The 21040-nt window shown below is 61.5% G+C and carries 18 protein-coding genes; all 18 read right to left on the reverse strand.

Annotation, left to right across the window (positions count from 1 at the left end):
- Positions 1-45: 45 nt before the first annotated feature.
- Positions 46-1485 (reverse strand): DEAD/DEAH box helicase, encoded by a 1440-nt coding sequence (locus PQR27_RS33555; RefSeq protein WP_408527840.1) that lies wholly within the window; start codon positions 1483-1485, stop codon positions 46-48.
- Between the two features lie 466 nt (positions 1486-1951).
- On the reverse strand, positions 1952-3013 hold the full coding sequence (locus PQR27_RS33560) for a methyl-accepting chemotaxis protein (RefSeq protein WP_408528384.1): 1062 nt from the start codon (positions 3011-3013) through the stop codon (positions 1952-1954).
- 169 nt (positions 3014-3182) lie between these two features.
- Positions 3183-4016: an AraC family transcriptional regulator gene (locus tag PQR27_RS33565; RefSeq protein ID WP_408527841.1), complete on the reverse strand. Its 834-nt coding sequence runs from the start codon at positions 4014-4016 to the stop codon at positions 3183-3185.
- An 83-nt stretch (positions 4017-4099) separates the two neighbouring features.
- Positions 4100-5605 (reverse strand): DHA2 family efflux MFS transporter permease subunit, encoded by a 1506-nt coding sequence (locus PQR27_RS33570; protein WP_408527842.1) that lies wholly within the window; start codon positions 5603-5605, stop codon positions 4100-4102.
- 161 nt (positions 5606-5766) lie between these two features.
- Positions 5767-6444, reverse strand: a complete 678-nt coding sequence (locus PQR27_RS33575) for a glutathione S-transferase (RefSeq protein WP_408527843.1) — start codon at positions 6442-6444, stop codon at positions 5767-5769.
- A 138-nt stretch (positions 6445-6582) separates the two neighbouring features.
- Positions 6583-8223, reverse strand: a complete 1641-nt coding sequence (locus PQR27_RS33580; protein ID WP_408528385.1) for an AMP-binding protein — start codon at positions 8221-8223, stop codon at positions 6583-6585.
- Positions 8224-8304: 81 nt separating this feature from the next.
- Complete coding sequence (locus PQR27_RS33585; RefSeq protein ID WP_408527844.1) at positions 8305-8700, reverse strand: RidA family protein; 396 nt, start codon at positions 8698-8700, stop codon at positions 8305-8307.
- Entirely contained in the window at positions 8697-9140 is a 444-nt protein-coding gene (locus tag PQR27_RS33590; RefSeq protein ID WP_408527845.1) for an acyl-CoA thioesterase, read from the reverse strand. The genes PQR27_RS33585 and PQR27_RS33590 overlap by 4 nt, the downstream gene beginning before the upstream one ends.
- Positions 9137-10342 (reverse strand): acyl-CoA dehydrogenase family protein, encoded by a 1206-nt coding sequence (locus PQR27_RS33595; protein ID WP_408527846.1) that lies wholly within the window; start codon positions 10340-10342, stop codon positions 9137-9139. Before PQR27_RS33595 ends, PQR27_RS33590 begins: the two co-directional genes overlap by 4 nt.
- Before the next feature lies 1 nt (position 10343).
- Complete coding sequence (locus PQR27_RS33600; protein ID WP_408527847.1) at positions 10344-11195, reverse strand: enoyl-CoA hydratase family protein; 852 nt, start codon at positions 11193-11195, stop codon at positions 10344-10346.
- 43 nt (positions 11196-11238) lie between these two features.
- A complete protein-coding gene (locus PQR27_RS33605) occupies positions 11239-11796 on the reverse strand; it encodes a MarR family winged helix-turn-helix transcriptional regulator (protein WP_408527848.1) in 558 nt (185 codons plus the stop codon).
- Positions 11793-12566, reverse strand: coding sequence for an SDR family NAD(P)-dependent oxidoreductase (locus tag PQR27_RS33610; RefSeq protein WP_408527849.1), 774 nt, complete (start codon positions 12564-12566; stop codon positions 11793-11795). Before PQR27_RS33610 ends, PQR27_RS33605 begins: the two co-directional genes overlap by 4 nt.
- Positions 12563-14935, reverse strand: a complete 2373-nt coding sequence (locus PQR27_RS33615; RefSeq protein ID WP_408527850.1) for a bifunctional salicylyl-CoA 5-hydroxylase/oxidoreductase — start codon at positions 14933-14935, stop codon at positions 12563-12565. The genes PQR27_RS33610 and PQR27_RS33615 overlap by 4 nt, the downstream gene beginning before the upstream one ends.
- Before the next feature lie 141 nt (positions 14936-15076).
- Entirely contained in the window at positions 15077-16513 is a 1437-nt protein-coding gene (locus PQR27_RS33620; RefSeq protein ID WP_408527851.1) for an alginate export family protein, read from the reverse strand.
- Positions 16514-16672: 159 nt separating this feature from the next.
- Positions 16673-17365 (reverse strand): YoaK family protein, encoded by a 693-nt coding sequence (locus PQR27_RS33625; RefSeq protein ID WP_408527852.1) that lies wholly within the window; start codon positions 17363-17365, stop codon positions 16673-16675.
- 76 nt (positions 17366-17441) lie between these two features.
- Positions 17442-18359 carry a VOC family protein gene (locus PQR27_RS33630; RefSeq protein WP_408527853.1) on the reverse strand — a complete coding sequence of 306 codons (918 nt, stop codon included), beginning with the start codon at positions 18357-18359 and terminating at the stop codon, positions 17442-17444.
- A gap of 102 nt (positions 18360-18461) precedes the next feature.
- Positions 18462-20351 carry an amidohydrolase gene (locus PQR27_RS33635; RefSeq protein ID WP_408527854.1) on the reverse strand — a complete coding sequence of 630 codons (1890 nt, stop codon included), beginning with the start codon at positions 20349-20351 and terminating at the stop codon, positions 18462-18464.
- A complete protein-coding gene (locus tag PQR27_RS33640; protein WP_408527855.1) occupies positions 20348-20638 on the reverse strand; it encodes a XapX domain-containing protein in 291 nt (96 codons plus the stop codon). The genes PQR27_RS33635 and PQR27_RS33640 overlap by 4 nt, the downstream gene beginning before the upstream one ends.
- Between the last annotated feature and the right edge of the window lie 402 nt (positions 20639-21040).

Genomic DNA, 21040 nt, shown 5'->3' on the forward strand with positions numbered 1-21040 from the left:
CCAGCCTGTTCCAGGGCTGGCGTTACCCATCCCCACTGATCAGGTTTAGCGTTTGCCGCGGCCACCAGCGGGTTTGCCAGCCGGCTTACGTGAATCCGCAACTGGCTTGCTGGCGGGTTTGCTGCGTGGCTTTTGCACGCTGAATGGGCTACCGCTGGACAAGCTTGTGCCTTTACCCGCGGCCACAGCGCGCTGCGCCGCGGGCTTGCGTTTGTTTTCGCCACTTTGCGGGCGCGGTTTATTGCTGAGCACCTGCATGGCGCCCGGCGCAGCTTGCGGCACTTTGGGCTTCTTCGGCTTTTTGGGTTTCTTGATGATCTCGCCCGTCGCGCTAGTTTGCGGCACGCGGTGTTCGGCTTCAAAACCCGGCTCTTCTTCACGGCGCAGCGTCTGCCGGATCAGCGCTTCAATCGCGGCCAGTTGCGGCGCCTCATCGGCACATACAAGGGACACCGCCACGCCGCTGGCGCCCGCGCGGCCGGTACGGCCAATACGGTGCACATAGTCTTGCGCCACGATCGGCAGATCAACGTTGATCACCAGCGGCAGGTCGTCGATATCCAGCCCGCGCGCAGCTACATCGGTGGCCACCAGCATATGGACTTCGCCTGTCTTGAAGCGCTCCAGCGCACGCAGGCGCGCGGGTTGCGGTTTGTCGCCGTGGATGGTGTCGACCGCATAGCCCGCTTCATCCAGCATGGCCGCCAGGTAATCCACGCCATTGCGGGTTTTGACGAACACCAGCGCGTGCTTCCAGTTGTTCTCAGCCACAAGGTGCATGAAGAGGTCAGGCTTGTTCTTTTTATCCACCGTCACCACCCACTGCTTGATCCTGCTGGCCGTGGCATTGGGTGGGCTGACGCTGATATTGACCGGGCCGCGCAGAATGCCCGCCGCCATGGCGCGGATATCATCGGTAAACGTGGCAGAGAACAGCAGGGTCTGGCGCTGAGCGGGCAACGCAGCAAAGACGGCGTTGAGTTCGCGCGCAAAGCCCAGATCCAGCATGCGGTCGGCTTCATCCAGCACCAGCGTTTGTACTTGATCAAACTGCACTGCGTTCTGGCGATGGAGATCTAGCAAACGGCCCGGCGTGGCAACGAGCACATCCACGCCTTTGCGCAACGTCATCATCTGCGGGTTGATACTCACACCGCCGTAGGCGGCCAGAAATCGTAAGTCGAGGCCTTTGCCGTAAACGATAAAGCTTTGCAGCACCTGTTCGGCCAGTTCACGCGTGGGCACCAGCACCAGAACACGCGCGCGGTTGCTGGACACCGCCGGACCGTGTTGCACCAGTCGTTGCAACAGGGGCAGCGCAAAACCCGCCGTTTTGCCAGTGCCGGTCTGCGCCGCAGCCATGACGTCCTTGCCACTGAGCACAGCAGGAATCGCCTTGGCCTGCACCGGCGTAGGTGTCTGGTAATTGAGGTCCTGCACATTACGCAGCAAGGGATCGATCAGGCCAAGCGAGGCAAAAGACATTGGCGTATTCCGGGCTAAAGCCGCAATTCTAGCGGTTACCGTCTGATTGAGCCGCGCAGACGTGTTCTCGGCGGATGAGAAGCGCGCACGCGAGGTCGCGTCGCCGATCGAAGCGGGACAGAACGGTCTGAACTGCGACGGTTCCGCCGGGCCACGACCCTAGAGCCTGGTGGAGTAGATGCCCTGGGCGGTTCAGGAAGCCGCTGGGGCATTGTCGCCTCCAACGGGGGAAGCCGCATAAGTTTAGTTTTGCATATATATTCGACATGAAAAGCAGGCGTTGACCTGCTTGGTTTTGAGTTACCTATCTTTAGCGCGCGAGAGCCACATAAAGGTGAGCGTCTCGATGCGATGTCGTTCGGGCGCGTCTGCCGCAATGACAAACAGGCGCGCGTGGCCGTTGCGGTATAGCGGCTGCTCGCAGACGTAGGCGTGGTCGCACCACACCATGCGCTCAAAGGAAGCCTCATCCCACCGCCGATTGCACAATCACCCCATACCACCCCAGGCCGCGATAGCTCTCGTAACCCGGAGTAGCAGCGAACGACACAGTGCGCCCATCCGTCAACTGATAAAAGCCCGCCTGCCGGCCATCGGTATTCAGACGAAACAGTTCGTCAAGCACGCCTTTATCGTCCGAGCTCGCGATCACGCGATGCGCTGCATTGACGATCATGCAGCGCGTGTGCCGCCATTCTTCCTCTGTGAGCCGCACGCCTTTGACGATGGCCGACGCTTGCGGCGCCCAGTCGAAAAAGATCACCAGCGCACCGAGCGGTTTGCCGTCGACCGCACCGTCTTCGCGAATCGCCGTCGCATAGGTCGCGACATGCGCATGCTTGAGAAGCGGTAGCGCCTCGATATCGCCCGCAACAAAGTCCGCGCCCGAAGACGTCTTCATCGCCTCGCGGAACCAGCTCGCGTCAGCAACATTGCGGTCATGCACCGTGTACCGATCCGGTCGCCCGTTCGCGACTACGTTGCCCGACGCATCGATAATCCATAAATCGCGGTAGACCGTATAGCTGTCGAGAATCACCGACAGACGGCGCGATGCATACGCCCGTGTTTCGGCATTCGTATGAGCGAGGCAATCGACCACGGCGGAATCCGTGGCCCACCAGCGCACATCGCACGAGCGCTCGTACAGATTGCGGTCGATCACGTCGATCATATTCAACGCGAGATCGGCGCAACGCTGGCCTTCGTGCGAGCGCAGCCGTTCGATCATGCTGTCGCCGAGGTCGGTCAGTTTGTTCAGTGAACCCGCGAGTTCGCGATTGAGCACCGTAGTGATTTCGCCGATTCGTGCCGACACCTGCTTGACCTGATTCGCCACGACCGCAAAGCCGCGCCCCGCGTTGCCGGCGCGCGCCGCTTCGATCAAGGCGTTCAGCGCGAGGAAAGTGGTTTCGCGATTAATGTCGTTGATATCGGAAATTTTGCCCGTTGCGAGCTTTTTGACGTGATGCGTCAGCTCGACGATTTCAAGCGGATTCGACATGGCCTGGTCCCGGTTGTTTGCAATGCTGTGACTACATAAGAGCAAACATCGGGCCGGGTTGATGCGCCGGCATGCGGTGTTCAGGCATGCACGCAGCAAACGTTTGGCGCTTCCTGAGCTGGTGCAGATAATGATGTGGGACTACCGGCAGCGCACCGGGCGCGTGCATCGCCGTGACAGCCGAGTGGGCTATTCATGCCCTCAACGGCAACCAGATCTCCAGGCCACCCATGCCGCTGACAGGATCGAATTTCTCGTCATAGCGTTCGAAGTTCGGCGCATCCGCGGGAAGATGGCCCGACGCCGGCAGCCACCGATTCCAGATCGTGTTCCAGGTGCGCCGAATGGTCGAGATGTGCTCGCGGTGGCTAAATACCGCATAACGTTGCGGGGCAATGCGCAAGCGGCTCAGTTCGGCGGGCAATGCCGAGAAATCGCTGACTTCCACGCCGCACAAATAGTCGATATTGCCGGCGTCGTCGGCGTTGTAGCAGACGCCATACGCCACGTTGCCCAGCTGGCCCGGCACTTTGCCGAAGTAGTCGCCAAAGCGCTGCCACTGCGAAGGAATCGCGGCGCACGTTTCGCTGGTATAGCGTTCGCTCAGGCCCGCGACGAGAAATGCTGTGCCTTCTTCAAAGCGCGGCGGTTCGAGATGCGTGAGAAGCGTTTCGTCCATTTTGATCGGCTCCATGAGGGCGAGATTGTCGAGCTGGCCACGTGCGCGCAGCGCCTCAGGCGTGAGCCCGAACTGCTCGCGAAACGCGCGGGTGAATGCCTCATGAGAACCGTATCCGGCGTCGATGGCGACTGTCAGGATGTCCGGCGCGCCGTCGGCCAGCCGACGTGCGGCTTCGCTCAAACGGCGCGCACGTACATAGCGCATCACCGAAAACCCGGTCGCCGCTTCGAACGCGCGCGCCAGGTGGAAGCGCGACACGCATCCACAGTCGGCGATGTCGTCGAGCGTGAGCTCGCGGGCGAAATGGCTTTCGATAAACCAGAGCGCTTTTCCAACGGGATTCATATCGGCTCTCATGTCAGCATGAAGCCAGCATAGCTAGCCATGAACCGGCGCATTTGATCGCGCTTGCGGTTTTGCAGAACCGGTCAGTAGTTTTCCGTGGCGGGCTTGGTGCCGGTGGCGCCTGGATGCGCCTGAGCGGCCGGCATGCCGTGACCGTGCGCGTCGGCTGATGCGCCAGCGCCGCGCGGTTGTCCGGGGCGCAACAGCAAACCGCCAAGAATGCCCGCCGCTGCCGCGAAGATCGCGCCGAACAGAAACGCCACGTGATAACCGGCATTGAGTGCGGCCACCGCGCTTGTGGATGCTTGCAATGCCTCGCTGCGTGCGGCAGCGAGACTTGCCAGCACCGCCAGACCGAGTGCGCCGCCCATCATGAACGACGTATTGACGATACCCGAAGCGAGCCCCGAATCGCTCGGATCGACATCGCTCATGGCGGCCAGCAGCATCGGGTTGAAGGCAATGCCCGCGCCGAAGCCGAGCAGAATCATGCCCGGCATGACGTCGAGCACGAAGCTGCCGCCGACCGGCGCGCGAGCGAACAGAGCGAGTCCGCCCGCCGCGACCAGCAGGCCCACGGCAAGCGGAAGACGCACCCCGAAACGCATCACCACACGCGCCGATAGGCCCAACGAGAAAAACGCCATGATCAGATTGGCCGGCAGAAATGCGAGCCCCACCTGCAATGGCCGGTAGCCGAGCACGCGCTGCAGATACAGCGCCGAGATAAAGAACCACGCGAACATGGCCGCCGCCCACAACACGCCGACCACGTTTGCCGTCGCGACATTGCGCAAGCGAAACAGGCCGAGCGGCATCAACGGATGCTGTACGCGCGCCTCGATGACGAGAAACACAGCCAGCAGCGCCAGCGCGGCGAACAGCATGCCGAGCGTCTGTGCCGAACCCCAGCCGGCTTCATTGCCGTTGACGACGGCGTACACGGCCAGCATCAGCGAAACGGTGATCGTCACCGCGCCGGCGACATCGAGCCGCTCGCCATGCGCATGCCCGCGCGCCGATGGCAACAGCGCGACGCACAGCGCGTACACGGCGATGCCGATCGGCAGGTTGACGAGAAAGATCCAGTGCCAGCTCAGCAGGTTCGTCAGCAGTCCACCGAGCAACACACCGATGCTGCCGCCACCCGCGCAGACGAAGCCATACACGCCCATGGCTTTGGCGCGCTCGCCGGGCTCGGTGAACAGGTTCATGATCAGCGACAGCGAAACCGCTGAGACGATTGCACCGCCTAACCCCTGCACGGCGCGCGCGCATACCAGCAGCGCCTGCGAGTTCGCGAGGCCGCATGCGAGCGACGCCAGCGTGAACAGTGTGATGCCGCCGAGGAACAGTTTGCGATGGCCGTACAGATCGCCGAGCCGGCCGCCCAGCAGCAGGCAGCCGCCGAAGGTGAGCATGTAGGCGTTGACCACCCACACCAGCGAGGTCTCGTTGAAGCCGAGGTCTGCCGCGATTGACGGCAGCGCGACGTTCACAATCGTTGTATCGAGCACGATCATGAGCACGCCGAGGCACAGAACGATCAGTGCCAGCCAGCGTTGGTTGCCGTGGATGGAATGGGTCATGCAGGGGTGCTCCTTCGCCGCGCTCGATCGGATACCGAACGTGCCGCCGCTCGGCGCGACGTTGGCAACGCGATCGGCAACTCGTTGACGGCAATGGGGTTTTTCAGTCTAACACCCGCCAGTTTTAAGCCACAACTACGAATTCCTGGGCGGCGCGTCGGTCAATCGCCGCCCAGAAGCTCGTACTTGCCGCCGCGCTCGAGCGCCCGCTGATAAGCGGGCCGCGCGTGGATGCGCTTCAGGAAGTCGACCACTGCCGGAATCTGGCCTTCCATGCCGCCGCGCGCGGTGGCGGCTTCGAGCGGAAAGCTCATCTGAATGTCTGCCGCCGTGAAGTCGTTACCGACGAACCAGCCGCTCGCGCTCAGTTCCTTGTTGATATAGCCGAGGTGCAGCTTCAATTGCGGGTCGATGAAGCTCGATTGCAGCGTCGCGGCGATCTTGCGCGCGATCGGCCTGGCGAAGAAGGGCATCGGCGCGCTGGCGATGCGCAATGCCACCAGCTTCAGCAGCAGCGGCGGCATCGCCGAGCCTTCCGCATAGTGGAGCCAGTACGTATAGCGCAGCCGCGCGGGCGTGCCCGGTGCCGGCGCGAAACGGCCCTCGCCGTACTTGTCCACCAGATACTCGATGATGGCGCCCGATTCGGCGATGGTCTGGCCGTTGTCGGTAATCACGGGCGACTTGCCGAGCGGATGCACCGCGCGCAACTCGGGCGGCGCCAGCATCGTTTTGGGGTCCCGTTGATAAAGCTTGATTTCGTAGGGCACGCCGAGCTCTTCGAGTAACCACAAAATGCGCTGTGAGCGGGAGTTGTTCAGATGATGGACAGTCAGCATGGGTCGAGGGACGTTGGCCTGTGGAGTGTCACATCATAGGGATGTTCACGAGAGGCGGGACTCTAGTCGCCCGCCGACTTCAATGAATGAGGCGGCCATGCGGTGTGTCTCCTGCAGGAAAAGGGGCTACACGAGGGGCTACATGAGCGTACGCAACGCGAAGCGTTTGAGCTTGCCGGTTTCGGTGCGTGGCAGCGCGTCGAGAAAAGCGATGACGCGCGGGTATTTATAGGGCGCCACGCTATTTTTCACGAAATCCTGCAGTTGCGCGACCAGTTTGTCGTCGGCCGTGTAACCCGGGTTCAGCACGATGAATGCCTTGACGATCTGCCCGCGTGTTTCGTCCGGCACGCCGATCACGCCACATTCGGCCACCGCGTCATGCTGCATCAGCACGCCTTCCACTTCCGGGCCGGAGATGTTGTAGCCAGCGGAGACGATCATGTCGTCGGCGCGCGCCTGATAAAACACGTAGCCGTCTTCGTCCAGATAGACCGAATCACCTGGCAGATTCCAGCCGTCGCGAACAAATGTTGTTTGCCGCTCGTCGGCGAGATAGCGGCAGCCGGTCGGCCCGCGCACCGCGAGTTTGCCGATTGTGCCGGGCGGCACCGGTTGCATGGCGTCGTCCACGGCTTGCACGATGTAACCCGGCACAGCGCGGCCGATGGCATGTGGGCGAATCTCGTCGCCCTGTGCCGAGATAAAAATGTGGATCAGCTCGGTGCCGCCGATCCCGTCGATCATTTCGATGCCGGTTGCGTCGTGCCATAGGCGCCGCGTCGAATCGGGCAGCGCTTCGCCCGCCGACACGGTTTTTTGCAAGCTGGAAATGTCGTGGCGCACGGCCAGCGGCGCCATCTGCCGATAGAAGGTCGGTGCGGTGAACATCACGGTCGCATGAAAACGCTCGACGGTCTGCAGCAAGGTTTCCGGTGTGAGCCGTTCGATCAGCACCGTCGATGCGCCCACGCGCAGCGGAAAACACAGCAGGCCACCGAGGCCGAAGGTAAACGCGAGCGGCGGCGTGCCGCAAAAAATATCGCTCGACGATGGTTTCAGCACGTGGCGCGGAAACAGATCGCACATCGCCAGCACGTCGCGATGAAAGTGCATGCAGCCTTTCGGCGCACCTGTTGTGCCGCTGGTGAAGGCGATCAGGCAGACATCATCGGCGGCGGTGTCGCATGCAGTGAAGTGGTCCGGCTTGTTGATCGCGAGGGTATCGAGCGAATCGGCAGCGTCGTCGTGGAACAGGCGCGTCTGCTTCAGGCCAGCGCAATAGAACGCGTCATGAGGATCGCTGCAGCGCGCGAGTTCATCGGTTAGACGGGCATCGCACAATGCCGCGCTGACCTGCGCCTTGTCGATGATCTGCTTGAGTTCCTTGGCGCGCAGCAGCGGCATGGTCGGCACGACGACAAGGCCGGCCTTGAGCGCGGCAAGCGCCGTCACCGCCATGTGCAGGCTGTTCGGCCCACGCAGCAGCACGCGATTGCCGGGCTGCAAACCCATTTCGTCGACCAGCACATTCGCGCTGCGGTTGACCAGCGCCAGCAGCTCGCCGTATGTCGTTGCCTGCGGTTGGCCGTCCACTTCGGACCAGATGGCGGGATGATCGCGATGGCCTGCTTCGATGGTCCTGTCGAGCAGTTCGGTCGCGCAATTGAAGCGGGCCGGGTAGGCCACGTCCGGGTTATCGAGCAGTAAGACGGGCCATTGATCCTGCGGCGGAAGGTGGTCGCGCGCGAAGGTATCGACGTGTGCTGACGGTTCCATCATGGTCTCCCGGGCGTTGAGCCGGCTGAATGCGCTTCGGTTGGCGTGGTGGGTCTAACTTGCCTGCTGTGCTTGATCTGCCTAATTGGGGATCACGGCGGTGGCTTCGATCTCGACCTTGGCCTCGTCTTCGATCAACGCGACCACCTGCACCGCGCTCATCGCAATGTCGTAATCGCCGATCAGATCGCGAAATGCGCGGCCGATATCTTTCAGCGCGGCGAGGTATTCACGTTTGTCGGTGACGTACCAGGTCATGCGCACCAGGTGCGCGGGTGTGCCCCCCGCCTCGTGCAGGACGGCCACGACATTTTTGAGCGCCTGCACGGCCTGGGCGGCGAAGTCGGTAGTCTGGAACCGCGCCTGTTCGTCCCAGCCGATCTGGCCGGCGATAAACACTTGCGTGCCGGTTGCCGCGACGCCGTTCGCGTAGCCGCGTGGCTTGAGCCAACCTTCGGGGAGAAGAGCTTTTTTCATGAGCGTTGCGCCTCGATGGAGTCGGACTGTGGAGCAAACATGGCGAGTGCGCTCGCGATGTCGGCGGGGATGTCGATGGATTGACCGCTTTGCAGCGAGGTGGTGACCAGTACCTGTTTTGCGCGAAAGCGCGTTTCGCCGTTGCAATGGCCGACGATCTCGATGCTGATGGAGCGCCGCCCGATAGCAGCGACGTTCAGCGACAGCGTGATTGTTTCGCCCATCTGGCTCGGCCGCGAAAACTCGCAGTCGAGCTTGACGATCGGCAAGCCGATGCGGCGCTGCGCGATCATCTGCGCGTAGTCGACTTGCAGGCCGTCGTTGAACCAGTCTTCGACGAGCGCGTTGGTCATCACCAGATATTGCGGGAAGAACACGATGCCCGCCGGGTCGCAGTGCGAGAAGCGAATACGCACGGGCCGTTCGAATGTCGTGCTCATGTCGCGTTGTCCTGGAGAGCGGCCGCGTGCGCCTTCAACACATCGCGGCCGATGATCAACTGCTGCACTTCGGTCGCGCCTTCGTAGATGCGTAGTGCGCGAATCTCGCGGTACAGCATCTCGACGGCGGTGCCGCTTTGCACGCCCATGCCGCCGAACAGTTGCACGGCGGCGTCGATCACCTGCTGCGCGCCTTCGCTCGCGTGCCATTTCGCCATGGCGGCTTCACGCGTGACGTTTTCGCCCTGGTCGCGCAACCAGGCGGCGCGATAGACCAGCAACGCGCTGCTGTCGATCGTCAGGGCCATCTGCGCAAGTTTGGCTTGCGTCAGCTGAAAATCGCCGAGTGTCTGTCCGAACATCTTGCGCGACGACGCCCGCGCGAGACCCTCGGCCATCGCATGACGGGCAAAGCCCAGTGAAGCCGCAGCCACCGAGGTGCGGAAAATATCCAGCGTGCGCATGGCGAGTTTGAAACCTTCGCCGGGTGCGCCAAGCATCTGGCTGCGCGGCACGCGTGCGCCCGCAAAATGCAGGCGCGCGAGCGGATGCGGCGCGATGACGTCGATACGTTCGGCGATTTCCAGCCCGGGTGTATCGGCATCGACGATAAACGCGGTGATGCCGCGTGCGCCTGGTGCTTCGCCGGTGCGGGCAAACACCACATAGAAATCGGCGATGCCGCCGTTGGAGATCCAGGTCTTGTCGCCGTCGAGCACATAGGCGTCGCCGTCTTCGCGAGCGGAGAGCGCCATGGCGGCCACATCCGATCCGGCCTCTGGTTCCGACAGTGCAAACGCGGCGATCGCCGTGCCGTTAGCGACGCGCGGCAGGTAGCGGGTCTTCTGCTCGTGCGTGCCGCCGAGCGAGATCGCACCCGAACCGAGCCCTTGCATGGCCAAAGCAAAATCCGCGAGACCGGAATGTTTCGCCAGCGTTTCACGCAGGAGACACACGGCGCGCGTGTCGATGGTGTCGCCATGGCCGCCATACGCCGCGCCGCCGACGCCGTATTTCAGCCAGCCCGCCGCACCGAGTTCGCGCACCAGATGACGGCAGCTTGCATCGACATCACCGTGTTCCACGTGTGCGAGGTTCGCGCGAGCCCATGCCTCGATACCCGCGGCCAGTTCGCGATGACGCGGCTCGAAGAAGGGCCACGCCAATGCGCTATGCAGATCGTTCGTGTTATTAGCGCTCAACTCAGTCTCCCTCGAACACCGGCCGCGATTTCGCGGCAAACGCGCTATAGGCCCGTTCAAAATCACGCGTGCTCATGCAGATCGCCTGCGCTTGCGCTTCGGACTCGATCGCTTCATCGATGCTCATGCTCCATTCCTGGTGCAGCATCTTCTTGGTGATGCCGTGCGCGAAGGTCGGGCCCGCGACCAGATCGGCGGCGAGCTTGTGAGCTTCTTCGAGGAGCGCCGCCGGCTCGCACAGACGATTGTAAAAACCCCAGGCGTGGCCTTCGTCGCCGCTCGCCGAACGGCCGGTGAACAGCAACTCGGCGGCACGCCCCTGACCGATGATGCGCGGCAGGATCGCGCACGCGCCCATGTCGCAGCCCGCGAGCCCCACGCGTGAGAACAGGAAGGCGAGCTTGCTGCGTGCCGTGCCGAGCCGCATGTCGGACGACATTGCGAGGATTGCGCCCGCACCGGCGCATACGCCGTCGACCGCGGCAATCACCGGCTGCGGGCAGTGCCGCATGGCTTTGACGAGATCGCCGGTCATGCGCGTGAAGAGCAGCAGTTCCGGCATCGGCAGATCGATCAGCGGCGCGATGATGTCGTGCACGTCGCCGCCGGAACAGAAGTTCTCGCCCGCGCCGTGAATTACCACGGCCTTCACGTCGGTTGCGTACGCGAGCTGCCGGAACAGGTCGCGTAACTCCGCATACGATTCGAAGGTCAACGGGTTCTTGCGTTCCGGGCGGTTCAGCGTGATTGTCGCCACTTTGCCGGCGACGGCCCAGCCGAAGTGCCGCGCCTCGTATCCCGCGAGCGTCACGCGGTTGCCTGCCAGCAATGCGTCGGCGTTGGATCGTGTCATTGAGTGTCTCCCATGCAAGATGGTTGCCCGGTTTCGGTGCGGATCAGTCTTTCAGACTGTCGAGCAGATGTTTCTTGAGTTTGCCCAGGCGCTGATGCGTGCGCGATTTTTCGTCGAGGCTCAGGCCGCCGAACATCTCGACGACCCATTGCTCGTGCGCCACCGCCATCTTGTCGAACGCTTTTCGCCCTGACGGTGTGAGACACACGCTGATAGACCGGCGATCGTTTGGATCGGTATCGCGCGACACCAGGCCTTCTTTTTCGAGCTGATCGGTAATGCCGGTGACGTTGCCGCCCGTTACCATCAGACGGCGCGACAGCTCGGTCATCTTCAGTCCTTCCGGGTGACGTTCGAGTTGCGCCATCAGATCGAAACGCGGCAGCGTGGTATCGAATTCGTTGCGCAGACGCCTGCGCAGCTCCGCTTGCACGAGGTTGGTGGTGGTCAGCATGCGCAGCCACAAGCGCAGTCCCATGTGACTGTCGGCGCCGGTGCTCATTTCCAGGTCCACGACGTTCTCCGCGGGTTTGGCCACACCTTTGCGCTGCGGTTTGAGGTCTGCTGCGGCAGGCTTCTTGATGTTCGGTGACTTGGTCACATTACCTCTCCCCCGGAGATGGAAATCGATTGGCCCGTAATGGCGTCCGAGCCGGATTGGCAGAGCCAGAGCACGGTATTCGCAACCTGTTCGGGACTGACAAAGCGATGTTGGGGATTCGAGCGCAGCAACGTTTCGCGCGCCTGTTGTTCGGTGCGCGAGGTTTTGCTGGTGATCTGTTCGAGCGACGCGTGCAGCAGTTCCGTCTCGGTGTAACCGGGACACACCGCGTTGACGGTGATGCCTTTCGTGGCCACTTCCAGCGCGAGCGAGCGTGTCAGACCGATCACACCGTGTTTCGCGGCGCAATAAGCGGCGACGTAGGCATAGCCAATCTGTCCCGCCGTGCTCGCCACGTTGACGATGCGGCCATGACCGCGTTCGAGCATGCCCGGCAAGACAGCGCGCGTGCCAAGGAATACACCGGTGAGGTTCACGTCGAGCATGCGCTGCCAGAGCGTCATGTCGGTATGTGTAAACGGCGCGGCTTGCGCCTGCCCCGCGTTGTTGACGAGGATGTCGATTGCACCGGCTTGAGCGAATGCAGCCGTGACAGCGTCTTCATTCGTGACATCCGCACTGATGCAGGCGACGTCGCCGAGCGTGTTCAACTTCTCCCGTTGCGCGTCGAGACGTTGTGGACTGCGGCCCATCAAGGTGACGCGCGCGCCGGCCCGCAGCAGCGCTTCGGCCACCGCCGCGCCGATGCCGCTGCCGCCGCCGGTGACGACCGCGTGCTGTCCGGCTAGTGTCGAGGTGGACGTATTCACGTGGTTCCCTCCGCGCGTTGGGCGCGTTCCTGCGGCGACAGGCCCGCATTCGCCGCGGCCTGAGCGCGTTCGCGTTCGAGATTGCGTTCCAGTTGCGATTTGGCGGCCGTGTACGGCTTCGGCCACATCACGTCGAAATAGCCGATCTTCGCGGCTTCATTCAGCGTCCACGACGGATTCGCCAGATGCGGACGCGCGATCGCGCACAGGTCGGCGCGGCCCGCCGCAATGATGCTGTTGACGTGATCCGCTTCCGAGATCGCACCAACCGCGATCGTGGCGATGCCGGCTTCGTTGCGCACGCGATCGGCGAACGGGGTCTGGAACATGCGGCCGAACACGGGCTTTTCTTCCTTGCTGACCTGGCCTGACGATACGTCGATCATGTCCGCGCCCGCCGCTTTGAACGCGCGGGCGATCTGCACGGCGTCGTCGGGCGTGGTGCCGCCTTCGACCCAGTCATGCGCGGAAATGCGCACGGAAATGGGCTTGTCTTGCGGCCAGACCGCGCGGATTGCGTGGAAGACCTGCAACGGATATTGCAGACGGTTCTCCAGCGAACCGCCGTATTCGTCCGTGCGCTGGTTGGTCAATGGCGACAGAAAGCTCGAGAGGAAATAGCCGTGCGCACAGTGCAGTTCGAGCCAGTCGAAGCCGGCTTCCTCGGCCATTTGCGTGGCGCGCACGAATTGCGCTTCGATCTCGCGCAGTTCTTCATGCGTGGCTTCATGCGAATGCTGGCTGACGCCGCGCAGATATTGTTGCGGCGAGGCGGAAACGAGGGGCCAGTTGCCTTCGGCTAGCGGCTGATCGATGCCTTCCCATGCAACACGCGTCGATCCTTTGGCGCCGGAGTGGCCGAGCTGCATGCCGATCTTCGCGTCTGACTGATGGTGCACGAGATCGACAATGCGCTTCCATGCGGTGAGATGTTCCGGCGCGTACATGCCGGGGCAGGCCGGCGTGATGCGTGCTTCGGGCGACACGCAGGTCATTTCCGTCATCACCAGCGCCGCGCCGCCCATGGCGCGGGCGCCGAGGTGCATGAGGTGATAGTCGCCGGCAATGCCGTTTTCCGCGGAGTACTGCGCCATCGGCGAGACGACCACGCGATTTTTCAGCGTGACGCCGCGAAGCCTGAACGGCGTGAACATCGGCGGGACAGAATGCCTTTCCGGTGCGCGGTCGATGCCGGAGCGGTGGGCCAGCCAGTCTTCGAAGGTGGACAGATAAGTTGCGTCACGTTCGCGCAGGTTTTCGTGCGAGATGCGCTGCGAGCGTGTGAGCAACGAATACGCGAACTGTTCCGGTTCGAACGATGTGTAGCGGTCGACGTGCTCGAACCACTCGGTCGAATTGCGCGCGGCGTTCTGGATGCGCAGTACGTCGATGCTGCGCACGTCGGTGTAGTGCTTCAACGCGGCCGGCAGATCACCGGGATGCGCGCCCATGCTGTTCGCGAGTTCGATCGAATCTTCAAGCGCGAGCTTGGTGCCGGAGCCGATCGAGAAGTGCGCGGTGTGCGCCGCGTCGCCCATCAATACGATCGGGGTGTGCGTGCCATCGGCGTTGCTGCGCCAGTGCACCCACTCCTCGTTGACCACGCGCGGGAAGCGGATCCATTGCGACGAACCGCGCAGATGCGCGGCATTCGAGAGCAACGGATGGCCGTCCAGGTACTTCGCGAACAGTTTTTCGCAGAAGGCGATGCTGTCTTCCTTGCTCATTTCGTCGAGACCGGCGGCGCGCCACACGTGTTCCGGCGTTTCGACGATGAAGGTCGAGGTCTGATCGTCAAAGCGATAGGCGTGCGCCTGGAACCAGCCGAACTCGGTTTCCTCGAAGGCGAAGGTAAAGGCGTCGAATAATTTTTTGGTGCCGAGCCAGACGAAGCGGCAATCGCGCACGTCGATACTGGGCTTGTAGGTTGCCGCGTACTTCTGGCGGACGACGCTATTGAGGCCGTCGCAGGCGACGATCAGATCGGCTTCGTAGACGGTGTCGTCCGTTACCTGGGTTTCGAAAACCAGCTTCACGCCCAGTTCTTCGCAGCGTGCCTGCAGGATATTCAACAGACGTTTGCGGCCGATGCCGCAAAAACCGTGGCCTGACGAGCGGATCTGCCGGCCGCGGAAATTGATCTCGATGTCGTCCCAGTGATTGAAGGCGTCGAGGATCGCGTCGGCGCTGGGCGCGTCTGCGGAGCGCAGATTCCCGAGGGTTTGGTCGGAGAAGACGACGCCCCAGCCAAACGTGTCATAGGGACGGTTGCGCTCGACGACCGTGACTTCATACGATGGGTTCCGGCCCTTCATCAACAACCCGAAGTACAACCCTGCCGGGCCGCCCCCTATACAGACGATGCGCATGCTGGTTCCTCAGGTGGATGTGGGTCTGGAGGGTAATTTAGGCCTCGATAGTTTAGATGTCAAGTAAATGTTTGGGCGCTTGGGGTAGGAGCACGCTTTCCTTCCGCATGACACGGCACCCGATCCTCGCCCCGCGCGACACTACCACCCATACTTCATTTCGAGCCCAACATAGTCGGAGTTGCTCCCGCCCAGCTCGCGGATGGAATCTCCAACCCGGAAATGAACGGCCTCAACGGAGGCAATCAGGTTGGTCGCCACCGTCCAGTCGGCACGTATTTGTGCATAGGCGCCAGTCCATCGCGTCCCATGGCCAGCAGTACCCGGGACGACAGCACTTCCCTGCTGATAAACGGCGTCGTTCGTAGTCATCCGCCATTGGAATCCAACGGCAAACAGCAAGGCTAGCTTGCTGGATGGTTTGAGCGTAATCGAGGGCTTCACATGGATGAGGTTGGCATACCCCGTGTAGCCCGCCAACGTGAAGTAATAACCGTTCGGAAAAAGCGGATTGAAGGTCTCAACGCGGCCGTCGTTCAAATGGCGGTCACCGGATGCCGCATCAACCTGCAAACCGAACCGCGGCTTCCACGGAGAATTGAGCGTGTAGCCGAACAGCGAGCCAACCGCCCATGCGGCAATCGTCTTGTCGCCGACGTGGCCCGTTTGGTACATCGACTCCACGTCCCAATCCGTGGCAGCGATTTTCCCCGTATATCGCAGGTCAAATACATTGCGATGCTCATCGCCTTGCGCATCAATGAACTGCGCACCGGCACGGGTGTAAAGCGAATAGTATCCAGACAGGTCGCCGGGTCCAACGCCCTGACGTTCGAAACGTACACCGCTAAAGGTCAAATGGCGATTAGACGTGTCGTCGAATGCCGAAATGTCGCGGTACTGAACCGGCCGCGTCGCGTAGCCGATGAACCGCCACTTCTCGTACTCGTAGTCCGCCCATAGTGCATCGTATGCCTGGCGCACGTTTGGACCGTCACGCACAGAGATAAATCTCTGCAAGTCGAAGGCCATTTCCTGCCTCCCAATGCGCAACTTTATTGTTCCCGGGCCGAGCGGACTCACCCAGGCAACAAACCCCTGCTCCAGATCGAGCGGATTCTTGTCTGTCGTCTTCACCAGGTCCTTATCGAAGGCTCTTGCGTCCTCGAGTTGGACAAAAAATTGCAGATATTGGCCGATGCGGGCGTCAGCATGAACCTGTGCTCGCTGAATCACGTAGCTATCGGAGCCTGCCGAGCCGAGCCCGAAAAGCGGTGTCCCGCTGAACTCGAAGCGCTCGCGTAAATTGGCACCCAGCGACAGATACGAATATGGGTCACCTCCGAGCGGGATGTATTTCAGGCCGTCGAGTGGCTCGCGCGGGACACAGGGATTCTTGAGAACGGACCAATCCTCCTGCCAGCGATTGAACATCACGACCGGCCGCTTCGCGTCACACGTCTGTGTCGGCGTGCTGGTCTGCTCAGATGTCGGCCCTTCGTTATCCGCGCGGGTGTCGTCACAGAACCCGAGCGTAAGCCCTGCAACGGCAATCCCTATATACGCCGCGAGTTGCATCTCACCGGGCCTCCCGCCCTGTCAAACATTGTTCTTCCGGCCTCTATGGAGCGGAGTCCTCCGCCACCGCATATCCCTCACACTCTTCAGATGCCATCAAGGCACCGTCGATGCTGCCCCCTGTAGCACGCGCAGCGAGTGCGCGCGCAGGAGAAGGTATCAAGAGGCAAGCTCACCTACCGCGTTCCGGCGCATCCACGCGTGCATTGCCAGCCAGGCGAGCCCGACTACCGGCAACAGAAGGGCCCAGAAGCCAAAGTTTCTGTAAGCGAGAGCACCGGCGACGGCGCCGAGCCCGAACGCTGCGATCGCTGGAAGCATTTTGGCAACGCGCGTTCGCACAGCCCCCTTGGTGTCTGCTGCAACCTGTGGCGAACACAGGTCAAGCACATCGAGAATGACCTGCGTCACGTTTCCGGTCATGACGGTATTCGGCACACCCGGCCGGGCAACAAGACGGCTGTGGGCGTTCTGGACACCCATCGCGGCCGCGCCAATCATCCCACACACGACCACTGCCCAACTTTCCGGGCTGAACCTGGGTCCGAGATTGACACCTGCAAAGCAGAACGCCAGAAGCAGAAGCGCCTGCACGGCGTAGAGCATGCACGCGCCGCGCATCGGGGTCTCGGGATTGCGGCCCCGGATGATGAAGCTGCTCAGTGCAACGCCAAGGATAAAAGCAGGAAACGCCATCAATTTAAGGAAGATGCCTTGCCCATACCCGGCGACGCCACCACCAATGAGCACGAAGTTCCCCGTCACGTGCGCGGTGAACAGCCCGAACAGCGAGACAAAGCTGAGCGTGTCGACATAACCAGCGGTCGCGGAGAGCAAATTGTCGTGATTCATTGAGCACCCTGTAGAGAAGCGTTAGCGAGGATTGGCCTCTCAATTATCGGCGCTCTGTCTTCGTCGTGACGCTGTCCTACTTCGCGGTGGCGTGAATTTCCGCGATGTATCCTCCCGGGAACTGGACGATTGCAGATTCTCGCTGATCCGCCGTGAAAGGCTGCACGAGAACCGAAACACCGGCGGCCTGCGCCTTTTTCATGGTGTCATCGAAATCCTTTACTTCATACCCGGTCATCTCGTGCCCATATGGGTACGGCAGATGGCCGTCGGTCACGAAGACGGTCATGTTCCCGAAACCCGACGTCAGCCGAACGCGCCGGAAGGTATCATTAGGCCGCCCGATTTCAACGCCCGGCGCGCTACGGTTATCGGAGAGGACCTTCCCGTTCGAGAACGCGACCCAGTTCTTGATAAGTGCGTTAGCGCGTGCCGGCGAGACGTACACCCTGTTCTCCGGAACGGTTTCCAGCGGCTGGTAGTTTGGAGCCTGCGTGTGCCAGTAGAGCTGCATGTGCACGCCGCCCGGCCACGAGATCACTGCATCGCGCCCAATCGGGTCCGGGAACGTATCGACCACAACATCGGCACCGTGAGCCTTCGCCGATTTCATCGCGCCGTCCATGTCCGTGACGAGGTAGCCGGTACGCTCGTCACCAAAAGGATACGGAATCGGCGTCTTGAAGCCGAATACCGAAATAGTGCCTACCGGCGTGAAGACCAGTTGAGACATCGTCTGGCTAGGCGTCGGCGTCACCTGAAAGACGCCCTGTTGCGACTTGTGACCGCCGAACGTGGCGACGAAGCTGTCCGTGAACTTGTCGAAATCCTCCGGTGCCACATACACGTGAGTGGTGTCGTATTGCGTCCCAACAGAGAAGGACGCCGACTGCGGCGTGCCGAGGTTTGCCTTTGCGAAAGAAATCGACGGGGCAGTCGCAACGAGGCCGAAAGCAACGGCAACGGCGACACCGAGAGAGTGAACGTTACGCATGATAGTGAGTTTCCTGTCCTGTTTTTTTAGACGCGAGAGCGCCGCTCACCGCTGGCCAGATAGGTGGCCATCACGAAGTAGGCAATCAGCCCTCCGAGCCACCTAGACCGCCCAGCACGCGCATCCCAGCGCTCCCCAGAAACCCTTGTAGTCCGATGTCGGCGCATTGCCGAGCCAGGCGCGCCGATGGTCGTGACCGTGCACGCCGCAAGCGCGCGCGCAATCACATGCTGTGGACGCCACCTGCTGAAGCGGCGCGCCGGAGTCGCCGCCCTGCTTCCAGGCGGCAAACCCGCCATACTTTCGCACCGGTGACCAGTCAGGCATCGCGGGAGGCGGTGGACTATCGTCCAGCGAGGCGAATTCGCCAGTCGCATACACTACCTTGCCTCCCACGACCGTAAGCAAAGAGGATGTGCCAGCGATATCGTCCTCGGCGCAGGCAAAGAAGTCGCGGTCAGGGACGATAAGGTCCGCGAGCTGGCCAACTGCAATCTGCCCTTTCTTGCCGACTTCATTCGAGAACCAGGTGACCTTTTCGGTCCACATGCGCAGGGCCGTCTCACGGTCCAGACAGTTGCGCTGAGGATAAATGCGCATGCCGCCGACCGTCTTGCCGGTCACCAACCAGGAAAGGGAGACCCATGGGTTATAGGACGCCACTCGCGTTGCGTCGGTCCCCGCCGACGTATGAATGCCTTTCTCGAGCATTCGCGCAACAGGCGGCGTGCCCTCAGCCGCCTTCTCACCGTATCGCTCGACGAAATACTCGCCCTGGTACGCCATCCGATGCTGGACTGCAATGCCCCCGCCGAGCGCTGCGATGCGGTCCATCGACTTCTCTGTAATCGTTTCCGCGTGGTCGAAGAACCAGTTCAGGCCGGCGAGGGGCGTGTCGCGGTTTACCTTCTCGAACACGTCGAGCGCACGAGTGATGGTCTCGTCGTACGTCGCATGCATACGCCACGGCCAGCGATTCTCCACGAGCACGCGGACGACGCCTTCGAGGTCGCCCTCCATTTCCGGAGGCATGTCCGGACGCGGCACTCTGAAGTCCTCGAAGTCCGCCGCCGAGAACGTGAGCATCTCGCCTGCGCCGTTGTGCCGGAAATAGTCGCTCCCGTCCTTATACTTCGACGTCTTCGTCCAGTTGAGGAAGTCTTCCTTCTCCCCCTTGGGCTTTTGAGTGAACAGGTTGTAGGCCAGTCTGATGGTCAGCAGTCCCTCAGCGTCGAGCTTCCTGACGACTTCGTAGTCTTCCGGGAAGTTCTGGAAACCGCCGCCGGCATCAATGGCCCCGGTGACACCCAGTCTGTTCAGCTCGCGCATGAAATGCCGCGTCGAGTTCAGCTGATATTCGGGAGGAAGCCTGGGGCCCTTCGCCAACGTCGCGTAGAGGATAGCCGCGTTGGGCTTCGCCAGCAGCAACCCCGTCGGATTGCCCGCGCTATCGCGCACAATCTCGCCTCCTGGGGGCTCAGGTGTGTCCTTCGTATAGCCCACTACTCGCAGCGCCGCGGCGTTCAGCAGCGCGCGGTCGTAGAGGTGCAGCATGAAAACCGGCGTGTCCGGTGCTGCGGAGTTCAGTTCCTCAATGGTCGGCAAGCGACGCTCGTCGAACTGGTGTTCCGTGAATCCGCCGACGACACGTACCCATTGAGGCGGCGGCGTGATAGCAACTTGCGCCTTGAGCATCTCCATGGCAGTCGCCAGTGAACGCACACCATCCCACCGTAGCTCCATGTTGAAATTCAGGCCGCCTCGGATGATGTGGAGATGGTTGTCGATTAATCCCGGAAGCGCTGAGCGTCCCTTCAGGTCGACCGTGCGCGTGCTATCGGATTTGAGCTGACTGACCTCGCTGTCGGCGCCGACAGCAATGAACTTACCGTTCTTGATAGCAACCGCAGTGGCAGTCGGCTTCGATTGATCTAACGTGGTGAACCGGCCATTAAGAAGAATCAAGTCCGGCGCATCTTGATGAGACGTCATGAACGTTTCTCCTCAGACGATACTCCCGCCATGGGTCCAGGTCTTCCCGAGTTCCGGCCAGGCAAAGACCCAAACAGATGTTGGTTGCAATGCTCTTCCTTCCAGGCCACACGAAAGTTGGCTCCGGAAAGCATCTTCTTTGCAACCGGGAAAATTTGCTCGCCCGCGAGTATGCCTAGAAGGCCCACCAGGGCGACGATAGGAGGCGCCGGTGACGGCACGCCGATCAAGCTATAGACCACGCCTACCAGGATTCCAGCCAGCAGCGAAAGCACATACGCCTTCATCGACCAACCCTCCTCTGGTACACCGCAAGCACGACTCGCGACGATGATGACCAAGCCGGAAAAAGCACCTGCACCGATACGACGACTGATGCCCGGGCGTTAGAGGACGCCCGTCCGGACAGCGTATGGAATCCTCCGAGAAGTACACTCACCGACCGAAAATATAAGCAGAACCCAGCGACCTGCGGGCTGCATTTCTTTCGATGCCATAGCAGCTTAGGACTTTCAATCTCCAAAGAAAAGCGTCTTGTTAGCATCGATCCCATACAAAAAACCCTAGTATCGCTATCGACAACTTCACATCCGGGCAATGTGAACTATGCTAATTCTGGACCACGAGACGCCATTGCTCATGTCCTGCTTTTCCAGCGAGAAACACGTAGTCCCTGGAGTCTTTAGATA

The organism is Paraburkholderia fungorum (genome assembly GCF_046027215.1).
GTDB lineage: Bacteria > Pseudomonadota > Gammaproteobacteria > Burkholderiales > Burkholderiaceae > Paraburkholderia > Paraburkholderia fungorum_D.

Coding starts and splice junctions, on each gene's coding strand:
- PQR27_RS33555 (WP_408527840.1), bottom strand. CDS start 1,485: ATGTCTTTTGCCTCGCTTGGCCTGATCGATCCCTTGCTGCGTAATGTG.
- PQR27_RS33570 (WP_408527842.1), bottom strand. CDS start 5,605: ATGACCCATTCCATCCACGGCAACCAACGCTGGCTGGCACTGATCGTT.
- PQR27_RS33590 (WP_408527845.1), bottom strand. CDS start 9,140: ATGAGCACGACATTCGAACGGCCCGTGCGTATTCGCTTCTCGCACTGC.
- PQR27_RS33625 (WP_408527852.1), bottom strand. CDS start 17,365: ATGAATCACGACAATTTGCTCTCCGCGACCGCTGGTTATGTCGACACG.
- PQR27_RS33585 (WP_408527844.1), bottom strand. CDS start 8,700: ATGAAAAAAGCTCTTCTCCCCGAAGGTTGGCTCAAGCCACGCGGCTAC.
- PQR27_RS33615 (WP_408527850.1), bottom strand. CDS start 14,935: ATGCGCATCGTCTGTATAGGGGGCGGCCCGGCAGGGTTGTACTTCGGG.
- PQR27_RS33580 (WP_408528385.1), bottom strand. CDS start 8,223: ATGGAACCGTCAGCACACGTCGATACCTTCGCGCGCGACCACCTTCCG.
- PQR27_RS33640 (WP_408527855.1), bottom strand. CDS start 20,638: ATGAAGGCGTATGTGCTTTCGCTGCTGGCTGGAATCCTGGTAGGCGTG.
- PQR27_RS33575 (WP_408527843.1), bottom strand. CDS start 6,444: ATGCTGACTGTCCATCATCTGAACAACTCCCGCTCACAGCGCATTTTG.
- PQR27_RS33635 (WP_408527854.1), bottom strand. CDS start 20,351: ATGACGTCTCATCAAGATGCGCCGGACTTGATTCTTCTTAATGGCCGG.
- PQR27_RS33600 (WP_408527847.1), bottom strand. CDS start 11,195: ATGACACGATCCAACGCCGACGCATTGCTGGCAGGCAACCGCGTGACG.
- PQR27_RS33565 (WP_408527841.1), bottom strand. CDS start 4,016: ATGAATCCCGTTGGAAAAGCGCTCTGGTTTATCGAAAGCCATTTCGCC.
- PQR27_RS33620 (WP_408527851.1), bottom strand. CDS start 16,513: ATGCAACTCGCGGCGTATATAGGGATTGCCGTTGCAGGGCTTACGCTC.
- PQR27_RS33630 (WP_408527853.1), bottom strand. CDS start 18,359: ATGCGTAACGTTCACTCTCTCGGTGTCGCCGTTGCCGTTGCTTTCGGC.